At 53.9% G+C, this 12,159-nt stretch carries 12 protein-coding genes; 9 read left to right on the top strand and 3 right to left on the bottom strand.

What is annotated here, in order from left to right:
• Window positions 1–96: 96 nt before the first annotated feature.
• Window positions 97–711 carry a multifunctional acyl-CoA thioesterase I/protease I/lysophospholipase L1 gene (gene tesA / locus OGY18_RS00450; RefSeq protein WP_032934351.1) on the bottom strand — a complete coding sequence of 205 codons (615 nt, stop codon included), beginning with the start codon at window positions 709–711 and terminating at the stop codon, window positions 97–99.
• On the opposite strand from tesA, the gene ybbA reads away from it, so the two are divergent.
• The 6 genes from ybbA (at window position 682) to OGY18_RS00420 (ending at window position 7,922) form a co-directional block, all read left to right on the top strand.
• Entirely contained in the window at window positions 682–1,368 is a 687-nt protein-coding gene (gene ybbA, locus OGY18_RS00445; RefSeq protein WP_003831080.1) for a putative ABC transporter ATP-binding protein YbbA, read from the top strand. The genes tesA and ybbA overlap by 30 nt on opposite strands.
• On the top strand, window positions 1,365–3,779 hold the full coding sequence (ybbP, locus tag OGY18_RS00440; protein WP_286551199.1) for a putative ABC transporter permease subunit YbbP: 2,415 nt from the start codon (window positions 1,365–1,367) through the stop codon (window positions 3,777–3,779). The genes ybbA and ybbP overlap by 4 nt, the downstream gene beginning before the upstream one ends.
• 186 nt (window positions 3,780–3,965) lie before the next feature.
• Entirely contained in the window at window positions 3,966–5,099 is a 1,134-nt protein-coding gene (locus OGY18_RS00435) for a porin (protein ID WP_123268429.1), read from the top strand.
• Window positions 5,100–5,359: 260 nt separating this feature from the next.
• A complete protein-coding gene (locus OGY18_RS00430; RefSeq protein WP_063941337.1) occupies window positions 5,360–6,190 on the top strand; it encodes a MetQ/NlpA family ABC transporter substrate-binding protein in 831 nt (276 codons plus the stop codon).
• A gap of 63 nt (window positions 6,191–6,253) precedes the next feature.
• Window positions 6,254–7,270: a virulence-associated ABC transporter ATP-binding protein SfbB gene (sfbB, locus tag OGY18_RS00425; protein WP_286551195.1), complete on the top strand. Its 1,017-nt coding sequence runs from the start codon at window positions 6,254–6,256 to the stop codon at window positions 7,268–7,270.
• Entirely contained in the window at window positions 7,263–7,922 is a 660-nt protein-coding gene (locus OGY18_RS00420; protein ID WP_003831085.1) for a methionine ABC transporter permease, read from the top strand. The genes sfbB and OGY18_RS00420 overlap by 8 nt, the downstream gene beginning before the upstream one ends.
• Here the strand turns inward: OGY18_RS00420 and mnmH are convergent, their stop codons facing one another.
• Window positions 7,923–9,017, bottom strand: coding sequence for a tRNA 2-selenouridine(34) synthase MnmH (gene mnmH / locus OGY18_RS00415; protein ID WP_286551193.1), 1,095 nt, complete (start codon window positions 9,015–9,017; stop codon window positions 7,923–7,925). It lies immediately after the preceding gene.
• 69 nt (window positions 9,018–9,086) lie between these two features.
• A complete protein-coding gene (allS, locus tag OGY18_RS00410) occupies window positions 9,087–10,013 on the bottom strand; it encodes an HTH-type transcriptional activator AllS (RefSeq protein ID WP_181509277.1) in 927 nt (308 codons plus the stop codon).
• A gap of 227 nt (window positions 10,014–10,240) precedes the next feature.
• On the opposite strand from allS, the gene allA reads away from it, so the two are divergent.
• From allA to OGY18_RS00395, 3 genes are all read left to right on the top strand, one after another.
• A complete protein-coding gene (gene allA, locus OGY18_RS00405) occupies window positions 10,241–10,723 on the top strand; it encodes an ureidoglycolate lyase (protein ID WP_048226465.1) in 483 nt (160 codons plus the stop codon).
• 75 nt (window positions 10,724–10,798) lie between these two features.
• A complete protein-coding gene (gene allR / locus OGY18_RS00400; RefSeq protein ID WP_249415552.1) occupies window positions 10,799–11,620 on the top strand; it encodes an HTH-type transcriptional repressor AllR in 822 nt (273 codons plus the stop codon).
• Between the two features lie 84 nt (window positions 11,621–11,704).
• Window positions 11,705–12,159: thiamine pyrophosphate-binding protein (locus OGY18_RS00395; RefSeq protein WP_286551189.1), on the top strand; the 455-nt coding region annotated here is incomplete at its 3' end.

The following is a 12,159-nucleotide window of genomic DNA, read 5'->3' as shown; positions in this document are numbered from 1 at the left end:
TGTCTGTGCGTTGGCTACGCTCGCTCCCCCCAGTCACATAGTTATCTATGCTCCTGGGAACTCTCTCACTTGCCGCCTTCATACAACTCGAATTATTTAGGATAGAAAAGGTGTGAGATGTTGCGCCATCCAGTCGGCGATAAACGGCTGGGCATCACGGTTAGGATGAATACCATCATCCTGCATCCACTGGGGTTTCAGATAAACCTCTTCCATGAAAAATGGCAGCAGAGGAACATCAAACTCTTTGGCGAGCTTTGGATAAATCGCGCTAAAGGTTTCATTATAACGGCGACCGTAGTTTGCCGGCAGACGAATTTGCATTAGCAGTGGTTCGGCATTTGCCGCTTTCACGTCCTGCAAAATTGTTCGCAGGGTTTGTTCGGTTTGCGCAGGCGCAAAGCCGCGCAGGCCGTCGTTGCCGCCAAGTTCGACCAGCACCCAGCGCGGCTGGTGCTGCTTGAGCAATGCAGGTAGACGGGCCAGACCCTGCTGCGAGGTGTCGCCGCTAATGCTGGCATTTACCACCGGCGTTTTTGTTTGCCATTTATCATTAAGTAGCGCAGGCCACGCGGCGCTGGCGGACATACGGTATCCGGCGCTCAGGCTGTCACCCAGAATTAATAACGTGTCCGCAGCGGCGGCGCGGAAAGTTAACAGGACCAGGAACAGGAAAGGCCAATGCCAGCGGAAAACATTGTTGAAGTTCATCATCTTAAGAAATCCGTCGGTCAGGGTGATCATGAGCTATCCATCCTTACCGGAGTTGAACTGGTTGTCAAACGCGCTGAGACCATTGCGTTGATTGGCGAGTCGGGATCGGGGAAATCCACGCTGCTGGCGATCCTTGCCGGGCTGGACGATGGCACCAGCGGTGAAGTCAGCCTGGTGGGGCAGGCGCTGCACACCATGGACGAAGAAGCCCGGGCGCAGCTGCGGGCGCGGCACGTGGGTTTTGTCTTCCAGTCATTCATGTTAATTCCGACCCTCAACGCGCTGGAAAACGTCGAACTACCCGCGTTGTTGCGCGGCGAAAACAGCGGAAAAAGTCGTGACGGGGCAAAAACGCTGCTGGAGCAACTGGGGTTGGGAAAACGTCTTGATCATCTTCCGGCCCAGCTTTCCGGCGGGGAGCAGCAGCGCGTGGCGTTGGCGAGGGCCTTTAACGGTCGCCCTGACGTGCTGTTTGCCGATGAACCAACGGGCAATCTGGACCGTCAGACCGGAGACAAAATCGCCGACCTGCTGTTTTCTCTGAACCGGGAACACGGTACCACCTTGATTCTGGTGACCCATGACCCGCAGCTGGCGGCGCGTTGCGATCGGCGTTTACGCCTGGTGAACGGACAGTTGCAGGAGGTGGCATGATTGCACGCTGGTTCTGGCGCGAATGGCGCTCGCCTTCATTACTGATTGTCTGGCTGGCGCTGAGCCTGGCGGTAGCTTGTGTGCTGGCGCTGGGCAATATCAGCGATCGTATGGAAAAAGGGCTGAGCCAGCAAAGCCGTGAGTTTATGGCGGGCGATCGGTCGCTACAAAGTTCGCGTACCGTGCCGAAAGCGTGGATTGACGAGGCGCGACAGCGTGGTCTGAAGGTGGGAGAACAGCTGACCTTTGCTACCATGACTTTTGCCCGCGATACGCCGCAACTGGCGAACGTCAAAGCGGTGGATGATGTGTATCCGATGTACGGCACGTTGCAGACCAATCCGCCGGGACTGAAACCGCAGCCGGGCTCGGTGCTGCTGGCCCCACGTCTGATGGCGCTACTCAACTTAAAAGTCGGTGATTCCATCGACGTTGGCGATGCCACGCTGCGTATTGCCGGGGAGGTGGTGCAGGAGCCGGACTCTGGTTTTAATCCATTCCAGATAGCGCCGCGCCTGATGATGAATATGGCGGATGTCGAAAAAACGGCGGCGGTCCAGCCGGGAAGCCGCGTGACCTGGCGCTATAAATTTGGCGGCACGCCGTCGCAACTGGCAGCCTATGAAAAATGGTTACTGCCGCAGTTAAAGCCTGAACAACGCTGGTATGGGCTGGAGCAGGATGAAGGCGCGCTGGGGAAATCACTGGAGCGTTCGCAACAGTTCTTGCTGCTGTCGGCGCTGTTAACGCTGTTGCTGGCAGTCGCCGCGGTTGCCGTGGCGATGAGCCATTATTGCCGCAGCCGTTACGATCTGGTGGCTATTCTGAAAACCCTCGGCGCGGGCAGAGCGCAGTTGCGCAGGCTGATTGTTGGTCAATGGTTGATGGTGCTGGCGCTGTCTGGCGTGACCGGCGGACTATTCGGGCTGTTATTTGAGCGCGTGCTGGTGCTGCTGCTCAAGCCGGTTCTGCCCGGAGAACTACCGCCTGCCAGCCCCTGGCCGTGGCTATGGGCACTAGGCACCATGACGGTGATTTCGCTCTTGGTGGGGTTACGCCCTTACCGCCTACTGCTGGCGACGCAGCCGCTGCGGGTGCTACGCCGTGACGTGGTGGCAAACGTCTGGCCGCTGAAGTTTTATTTGCCGGTGGTCGTGATAGTCGTGATTGCACTGCTTGCCGGACTGATGGGTGGAAGTCCGCTGCTGTGGGCGGTACTGGCTGGCGCGGTGGTACTGGCGCTGTTGTGTGGGGTGCTCGGCTGGATGCTGCTCAACGTGCTGCGTGGCCTGACGCTCTCCTCACTGCCGCTGCGTTTGGCGGTCAGTCGACTGCTGCGCCAGCCGTGGTCAACGCTCAGCCAGCTGTCGGCATTTTCGCTTTCCTTTATGCTGCTGGCGTTGTTACTGGTGCTGCGCGGCGATCTGCTCGACCGCTGGCAGCAGCAAATGCCGCCGGAAAGTCCGAACTATTTTCTGATCAACATTGCCACCGAGCAGGTGGTTCCGCTGAAGGCTTTCCTGTCCGAGCATCAGGTGATCCCGGAATCGTTCTATCCGATTGTGCGGGCGCGTCTGACGGCGATCAATGAGAAGCCGACCGAAGGCAATCAGGATGAGGCGCTGAACCGCGAGCTTAATCTTACCTGGCAGGATACCCGACCGGATCATAACCCGATAACCGCCGGAAGCTGGCCGCCAAAAGCGGGCGAAGTGTCGATGGAAGAGGGGTTAGCGAAACGGCTGAACGTCAAACTCGGCGATCGAGTGACCTTTATGGGCGACACCCAGGATTTCAGCGCCACGGTCAGCAGTCTGCGCAAAGTGGACTGGGAAAGCCTGCGGCCCAACTTCTTCTTTATCTTCCCCTCCGGCGCGCTGGATGCTCAGCCGCAAAGCTGGTTAACCAGCTTTCGCTGGGAGAACAGCAACGGCATGCTAACGCAGCTTAACCGCGAATTCCCGACCATCAGCCTGCTGGATATTGGCGCCATCCTCAAACAGGTGAGCCAGGTGCTGGATCAGGTGAGCCGCGCACTGGAGGTGATGGTGGTACTGGTCACCGCCTGTGGCATGCTGCTGCTATTGGCGCAGGTCCAGGTCGGGATGCGTCAGCGTCATCAGGAGTTGGTGGTCTGGCGCACGCTGGGCGCGGGTAAGAAGCTGCTGCGTACCACGCTGTGGTGCGAGTTCGCCATGCTCGGGATGGTTGCCGGACTGGTGGCAGCCATCGGCGCAGAAACGGCGCTGGCGGTACTGCAAACCAGAGTGTTTGATTTCCCGTGGGAACCAGACTGGCGACTGTGGGTAGTATTACCATTTAGTGGAGCATTGCTGCTCTCTTTATGCGGCGGATGGCTCGGTTCACGTCTGCTAAAAGGTAAAGCGCTATTCCGTCAGTTCAGTAGTTAATTCATATTCGTGATGATTACGCACCGGTTTTTAAATCGGTGCGTCTTTTTTTCTATGTAGCACAAAATGATAACTCCTTGATATTTAACAGCACAGAACAATAAAAACCCAACAACACGAGAGTATTAATAAACGTTAATATTTGTGTGCTGAATAATTGGCAGGCTATCTATCAAGGTATAAATAATGACTATAAAAAAAACAGCGCTGGCGGTATCGATCGGCGCAGCAGTGGCATTAACGACTTTCGCTTCACAGGCGGAAATCACGGTCCTGAAACAAGATCCGCAGGCGGGCAACCCGCTGAGCCGTCTTAACTTCACCGTCGGCGGCAGTATTCGTCCGCAGTTCCAGAATATGGCCGGTGACGATGGTAAGAATGGCTACAAACGTAATGGCTTCGATGGCGGTACACGTTTCCGCTTCGCCGCTGACTACTATCTGTTTGATGATATCAGTTGGGTGAGCTACTACGAGCTGGGCGTTAACTTCCCGGCGATGTTCAACTGGGATAACCACTACGCTGACGGTGCCAACGATACCACGCGTCGTATGTTGTACACCGGTCTGAAGAGTGCAACCTGGGGTACGCTGACCTTCGGTCAACAGAACAGCATTTACTATGATGTAGTCGGTGCGAAAACGGATATCTGGGACTATGACATGATCGGTCAGGCGCCAGGTAACGGTATTAATGGCGACTATGATGGTTCCTATCGTACGCGTAAATCACTGAAGTATAAGAATACCGTTGGTGATGTGGATCTCTACGCCTCTTATCTGTTCAGTGATGATTACAACCCGAACAACGGTCTGCGCTACAAGCGTAAAGGCGGCGGCTCGCTGGGTGTGGATTATCACATTACCGATGACCTGACCTGGGGTACGGCGTGGAACTACACCCGCGCGGAAATGCGTGGTAACACCAGCAAAACCTACGATCAAAACATCGTCGGTACTGCGCTGAGCTGGAAACCGGACAACTGGACCTTCTCGCTGGGCGGCGGTTGGTATCAAAACTTCATGACCACCAAAAAAGTCTCTGTTAACGACTACTTTGCCGGTGATGCGTGGGGTCTGGAATACTTCGCGGGTTACACCTTCCCGGTGGGTCAGTATGCGCTGAAATCCGTTCAGCCTTACTTTATGGGCGACCGTATTGAGTACGTGAATGGCCGTAACTACCTGCGTACCGACAACGGCGTGGGTATCAGCTTCCAGCTGGATTACGGTTTCCGTGTTGATTACGAACACGTATTCACTTCCAGCACCGACAATCTGGGTGATATGAACCTGGTTCGTCTGCGTTACGATTTCTAATCGACGCCTGCCGCCCGATACGCTTGCGCTTATCGGGCCTAAGAGAGCTGTTGTAGGCCGGATTAGGCACTTGTGCCGACATCCGGCTTTTTCATGCCTTCTTTCATTTAAAAACATACTCTGCAACATCATGAAATAATTTCAAGGACAGCAGGTTGTGATCTGTGTCATGTTAACAATCAGCCTGTTAACGGGCCAACAAGAACAACGCCGCAAGAACGGCGTGAGATATGACACCACAACGTTAAAATGGAGAGAATATGGGATTGCGTCAGAGTTTACGCGTCGCGACCGGGGCGCTGTTACTGGCCTGTGGATTACAGTTTGCTCATGCGAACAGTGATCCGCACACCATCGTGTTTGGCGTCGCGCCTGGGCCATACGGAGATATGGTGAAACAGGCCATTGCCCCTACGCTGAAAGAGAAAGGCTATAAGGTCGTAGTGCGCGAATTCAGCGACTACGTGCAACCGAACATGGCGCTCTCCAACGGTAGCATTGATGCTAACCTGTTCCAGCACTCGCTCTATTTTGACAAATTCACCGCCGATAAAGGACTTAAGCTGAGTAAGCTGATTGTGGTCCCGACGGCCGGGATGGGTTTTTACTCACATAAAATCAAAAGCCTGGATGAGTTGAAAAAAGGGGATGTGATCACGCTTTCCAACGATCCCACCAACCTGGCTCGCGGTCTGCGTTTCCTGCAGTCTATTGGCCTTATCACCATCAAAGACAATATTGATCCAACTAAAGCCTCCGAGCGCGATATCGCCAGCAACCCGAAAGGGCTGGTGTTTAAACCGCTGGAAGCGGCACAGCTGCCACGTACGCTGGACGGTGTGACCGGTGCGCTGGTCAACGGTAACTTTGCCGTGGCGGCAAAAATGGATCTCGCCAGCGCCATTAAGCAGGAACACCTGGACGAAAATCTGAAAAATATCATCGCGGTACGCACTGAAGATGCAGATAAACCGTTCGCCAAAGATATTGTTGAGGCGGTGAAATCTCCGGCGTATCGCGCGGTGATCGACGATCCGCAAAATATCTACAGCGCCTTCCAGAAACCGGAATGGATGTCGGCAGCCCAATAATCGCTGCGCACAAGGGTTAACAGGGGCAGCGACGACTGCCCTTTTCGCATTTCTGAGGTGGCTATGATTGAGATAGAGAAAGTTTGCGTGGATTTTAGCGCAGGCCGTGGACCATCAACCCGGGCGGTTGATGACGTCAGCTTGCGCATCGGCGCAGGTGAGATATTTGGCATTGTCGGGACCAGCGGCGCGGGGAAAAGTACGCTGCTGCGTACCCTGAACGCCTTAACGCGTCCGAGCCAGGGAAGCGTGAAGGTGAACGGCGTAGAAATTTCTGCGCTTGAAGGGGGGCATCTACGTAAAGCCCGTCAGCGTATCGGGATGATTTTTCAACATTTTAACCTGATGCATACCCGTACCGTGGCGCAAAACGTCGCCTTTAGCCTGAAGGCTGCCGGATGGGAGCGCAGTAAAATTGGCCCGCGCGTGAGCGAAATCCTGGCGCTGGTGGGGCTGTCAGACAAGGCGAACCGCTTTCCGGTTCAGCTAAGCGGTGGGCAAAAGCAGCGTGTGGGTATTGCCCGCGCGATTGCCAATCACCCGGATGTGCTGTTGTGTGATGAACCTACCTCGGCGCTGGACCTCGAAACCTCAGCCACGATTCTGGCGTTGCTTAAGCAGATCAACCAACAGTTGGGGATCACGATCGTGCTGATCACTCACGAGATGAACGTGATCAAATCGATTTGCGATCGCGTGGCGGTGATGTCCGGCGGCAAGGTGGTGGAATCCGGTGAGGTGTTTGACGTTTTTGCTCACCCGCAGCATGCGTTCACACAGCAGCTGGTGTCACATACCCTCAATTTGACGCTGCCCGAGCGTCTGCGCCAGCATCTGCCTGGCCAGTTGCTAAAAATTCTGTTCATCGGCGATTCGGCGGAACAGCCGGTGTTGTCAGAAGTGGCGATTAAATTTGGCGTGGCGGTGAACATTCTGCACGGCAAAATTGAGTATATCGGCGAACGTGCGCTGGGGATTCTGGTGGTGCAACTGACCGCGCCGCATAACCCTTCTGCGGTGGATGTCGCCGTGGAACATATTCGTCAACGTACTGCACAGGTGGAGGTGATTCGTGGATGATTTATTGCCGGATTTGACGCTGGCGTTTAATGAAACTTTCCAGATGCTGAGCATCTCTACGGTGCTGGCAATTATTGGCGGACTGCCGCTCGGTTTTCTTATTTTCGTCACCGATCGGCATTTATTCTGGCAAAACCGTTTTGTGTATCTGCTCAGCTCCGTGCTGGTGAATATCATTCGTTCGGTGCCGTTTGTGATCCTGCTGGTTCTGCTGTTGCCGCTAACCCAGTTTTTGCTCGGGAATACCATTGGCCCGATTGCGGCGTCGGTACCGCTCTCAGTGGCGGCAATCGCTTTCTATGCCCGTCTGGTTGATAGCGCGTTACGTGAAGTCGATAAAGGGATTATTGAAGCGGCGGAAGCGTTTGGCGCCAGCCCGATGCGCATCATCTGCACCGTTCTGTTACCGGAGGCGAGCGCGGGTCTGCTGCGAGGGTTGACGATAACACTGGTGAGTCTGATCGGTTACTCCGCGATGGCCGGTATCGTTGGCGGCGGTGGCGTCGGCGACCTGGCGATTCGCTTTGGTTATTACCGCTACGAAACCCAGGTCATGATCGTCACCGTAGTGGCGCTGATTATTCTGGTGCAGGTCGTTCAGGTGTTGGGCGACTGGCTGGCAAAACGCGCAGATAAGCGCGACAGACACTGATCACTGTGCGTTAAGCCAGTCAGACACATCCTGCCATGTGCCGCGAAAGACGATTTTCGCGGCTTTCTTTTCCAACTGATAGCAATACATCGGGTCGTAATACTCGTTGAGCAACGGCACCAGCCAGCCCATATGGGCGTCGGTGCTGCCCGTCGCCTGCTGTTCGCGCAGAGCGACGTCGAGCAGGGTGGTCAGCTCGGCAAAACGTTGTAAACCCAGACGACGGCGGATAGCAAACAGACCGTGGTGCAGATATTCGCTGTACTCCTGCCAGCCCTGGCTCTCACCATAAGCGTGGGTAAAATCGTGGTGCATCTTCACGAAATACTCTTCACGCAGTCGCTCCAGACGACGCTCAAAAGGATCGTTCACCACCGCAATTGATGCCTGGGTCATGCGCTCGCGCAGGCATTCGGGCAGATGATTAGCCCCGATCATGCGGCCTTCATCTTCCAGTACCCACAGACGTAAATCCTGACGGCTATCGGTTTTGAGCATTTCAACCGCCAGCAGGTTTTCAAAACTCGCCTGACTCAATTGAGGTTCAACGGTGCGACCAAACGAGGAGCCGCGATGGTGCGCCAGACCTTCGAGATCCACACCGTTTGGCTGCTGTTGCACCAGTTGGGTTTTGCCGTTCCCGGTACAGCCGCCAATTAAGACGATCGGCTTTTGCACTAATTCTTCAGTCAGCTGTATCACTGCCTGGCGCAGGGCTTTGTAACCGCCTTTAATCAGCGGATAGTCAATGCCGGACTCGTGCAGCCACTGCTGCACAATATGCGAACGCTGACCGCCACGCGCGCAGCATAAATAGCCCGCAGGATTTTGACGACAGGCATCCAGCCAGGCATGCATACGCTGTTGGCGGGTTTCACCCGAGACCAGTTGATGGCCGAGCGCGAGGGCGGCTTCGGGTCCCTGACGTTTATAACAGGTCCCAACGGCGGCACGTTCGTCATCGTTCATTAAGGGAAGGTTGATTGCGCCCGGCATTGCGCCTTGCTGAAATTCGACGGGGGCGCGTACATCGATTAAAGGCGTACCGGCGAGCAAAATTGCGCGGTAGTCTTGTGTTGTTTGTGTGTCTTGCATAGTAAAAAACGAAACCTCAAATCATCCTGCGTACTATTTTACGCGCCAAATGAGAGGATGACTTGATTTTCAATCGCGTGCATTGTTGAAAATTGCTAAAAATCCGGCAATTTCCGGTTTTCGCTGGGTAAACAGCGCCACTATATCGTCAACGGCTTTACCCGCGCCAAACTTATGCCATGCGAGGCTTAAGGGAGAGGGGGGACGCATGGTCGGGATGATGCTACTAACCAGTTGCCCGCTATCCAGCAGCGGCTGGCAGAGCGGCTGCGGAACGAAGCCGATACCCACCCCTGCAAGATGCGCCGCAAGCTTGGTTTCCATGTCGGGGACGATTATCTCTTTTTGACCTGGAAGACGCCATGCGACCCGTTTGGTCAGGGTCCGCGCGCTATCCTCAATGTTAATTGCCGGAAAACGGCGCAGTTGCGCTTCCGTTAATGGACCGCTGATGTTTGCCAGCGGATGATCTGCCGACATGACAAATCGCCACTGAACAGAACCCAAAGGATCGAGGGTAAAGGTGTTTGCCATTGGTTCAGTGCCGGTGACGCCGATAGCCAGTGAAAATCCTTCGTACAACAGAGAATCCCACACGCCCATATAAATCTGCCGGGAAAAGTGAAACTGAGTAAAGGGGTAGCGTGCGTTAAGCCAGGATAACAGGCGAGCGACGGCTTCAGGGCTGTACAGCAGGTTGTTGACCACAATATTCACCTGGCGCTCTACGCCGTCGTTCACTTGTTGCAACTCGCTGGGCATGCTGTCCAGCCATGCGAGCCAGTCTTTTGCCTGAGAAAGGAGATGAGAACCGGCGGCGGTTAACGTCACGCTTCGGGTGGTGCGAAAGAACAGCGCGACGCCGGTATTTTCTTCCAGAAGCTTAATACGGTAGCTGATGGTGGCCGTGGTTTTACACAAGCGATCCGCCGCCCTGGAGAAACTTCCCGTTTCGGCGACGCCGATAAAGGTACGCAGTGTTTCCGGGTCAAACATCGTCAGCTACTCCCTTAATGATCTTCTCTAAGCCTGATTTCTTGTTCTCTGATTTATAAGTATTTTTGCATAATGGCCTTGTTTAAATTGTGGTCTAAATCTAGTTTTGGAAAAATTTTCCAATTTTTGTGTTGATGTTAAATCACGAAGGTTTTAGATTGCATGGTATTGAAACCGCCACGTGTTCTGACTGCGGTTCAGCGGAATTCAGTTACGAGGAAATGATGATGAAACTTGAGGTATTACCGTTAAATCAGCACACGTTCAGTGCCTATGGCGATGTCATAGAAACTGATAAACGTGATTTTTTTCATATCAATGATGGGCTCGTTGAGCGTTATCACGACCTGGCTAATGTGGAAGTCCTGGAACAGGATCGTACGCTCATCAGTATTAACCGCGCGCAACCGGCGGCTATGCCGATTGTTGTGCATGAACTGGAGCGCCACCCGCTAGGCACCCAGGCATTTATGCCTATGAATGGCGAAGCGTTTGTGGTGATTGTCGCGCTCGGCGAGGACAAACCCGATCTTTCCACCTTAAAAGCTTTTATCACCAATGGCCAACAGGGTGTGAATTACCACCGAAACGTCTGGCATCATCCGCTGTTTGCCTGGCAAACCGTGACTAATTTTCTGACCGTCGATCGCGGTGGTAGCGATAATTGCGATGTTGAAAGTATCCCGGCACATGAACTCTGTTTTGCGTGACGCTATCGGCCTTCTTGCTTAATATGAGCATATTGTTCATTGTTTATGCTCATATTTTGGGCCGGAGTAAATGTAGTGGAGACGGAAGTAAGACGGCGTGGCAGGCCTGGACAGGCGGAGCCGGTCGCGCAAAAGGGCGCTCAGGCGCTTGAGAGAGGCATTGCAATTTTGCAGTATCTCGAAAGAAGTGGAGGCAGTTCTTCAGTAAGCGATATTTCCGGCAGTCTGGATTTGCCGCTCTCCACGACTTTTCGCCTGTTAAAGGTTTTACAGGCTGCTGATTTTGTTTATCAGGACAGCCAGTTAGGCTGGTGGCATATTGGGTTAGGCGTATTCAACGTAGGATCCGCGTATATTCATAATCGCGATGTTCTGTCGGTAGCCGGACCGTTTATGCACCGATTAATGCTGCTGTCAGGCGAAACGGTTAATGTCGCGATTCGCAATGGCACCGAAGCGGTGTTGATTGGTCAGAAGGAGTGCAAATCAATGGTCAGAATGTGCGCACCTTTGGGCAGTCGTATGCCGCTACATGCTTCTGGTGCGGGAAAAGCACTGCTTTATCCGTTGATGGAAGAAGAGCTAATGGACATCGTCGTGAAAACGGGTTTGCAGCAATTTACGCCGACCACGTTGGTAGACTTTCCGACTCTGCTGCGCAATTTGGAATTGGCGCGTGAGAACGGCTATATCGTCGATCACGAAGAGCATGTTATTGGATTGAATTGCATCGCTTCTGCTATCTATGACGATGCAGGCAGTGTCGTCGCTGCCATCTCTATTTCGGGGCCCGCATCCAGACTGACGGAAGATCGTTTTATCAGTCAGGGGGAGCTGGTACGGGATACTGCACGAGATATCAGTACGGCGCTTGGTTTAAAAGCACCCGTAGCGTAAGTCGCAGCCCGCTCAGAGGAGCGGGACTTTTTTGGATCTTTTCAAAGTTGGAAAATTTTTCCAATAAATAGAGGTAGAAAGAAAATGGCAAAAATGAGAGCCGTTGACGCGGCAATGTATGTGCTGGAAAAAGAAGGCATCACCACCGCATTTGGGGTTCCAGGAGCGGCAATTAACCCGTTCTACTCCGCGATGCGTAAGCACGGAGGTATCCGTCACATTCTGGCTCGTCATGTTGAAGGTGCTTCCCATATGGCGGAAGGCTATACGCGTGCAACGGCAGGAAATATTGGTGTCTGCCTTGGCACTTCCGGCCCGGCAGGTACTGACATGATCACCGCGCTGTATTCCGCTTCTGCCGATTCTATTCCTATTTTATGCATCACAGGCCAGGCGCCTCGTGCCCGCCTGCATAAGGAAGATTTTCAGGCTGTTGATATTGAGTCTATTGCCAAACCGGTTAGGGAAGGTGCGAATAAGCAGGTCATTTCTTCCCAAGCTGACTCGCTGATTAAAATTTCGCGGATCTGGGCCGATTT

This window comes from Citrobacter sp. Cpo142 (assembly GCF_030332425.1).
Classification (GTDB): Bacteria; Pseudomonadota; Gammaproteobacteria; order Enterobacterales; family Enterobacteriaceae; genus Citrobacter; species Citrobacter portucalensis.
This window is presented reverse-complemented; position numbering and strand designations above follow the sequence as displayed.

Excerpts from the sequence above, each read along its gene's own strand:
- ybbA (WP_003831080.1), top strand. The coding sequence starts at position 682 with ATGCCAGCGGAAAACATTGTTGAAGTTCATCATCTTAAGAAATCCGTC.
- tesA (WP_032934351.1), bottom strand. The coding sequence starts at position 711 with ATGAACTTCAACAATGTTTTCCGCTGGCATTGGCCTTTCCTGTTCCTG.
- ybbP (WP_286551199.1), top strand. The coding sequence starts at position 1,365 with ATGATTGCACGCTGGTTCTGGCGCGAATGGCGCTCGCCTTCATTACTG.
- OGY18_RS00435 (WP_123268429.1), top strand. The coding sequence starts at position 3,966 with ATGACTATAAAAAAAACAGCGCTGGCGGTATCGATCGGCGCAGCAGTG.
- OGY18_RS00430 (WP_063941337.1), top strand. The coding sequence starts at position 5,360 with ATGGGATTGCGTCAGAGTTTACGCGTCGCGACCGGGGCGCTGTTACTG.
- sfbB (WP_286551195.1), top strand. The coding sequence starts at position 6,254 with ATGATTGAGATAGAGAAAGTTTGCGTGGATTTTAGCGCAGGCCGTGGA.
- mnmH (WP_286551193.1), bottom strand. The coding sequence starts at position 9,017 with ATGCAAGACACACAAACAACACAAGACTACCGCGCAATTTTGCTCGCC.
- allS (WP_181509277.1), bottom strand. The coding sequence starts at position 10,013 with ATGTTTGACCCGGAAACACTGCGTACCTTTATCGGCGTCGCCGAAACG.
- allA (WP_048226465.1), top strand. The coding sequence starts at position 10,241 with ATGAAACTTGAGGTATTACCGTTAAATCAGCACACGTTCAGTGCCTAT.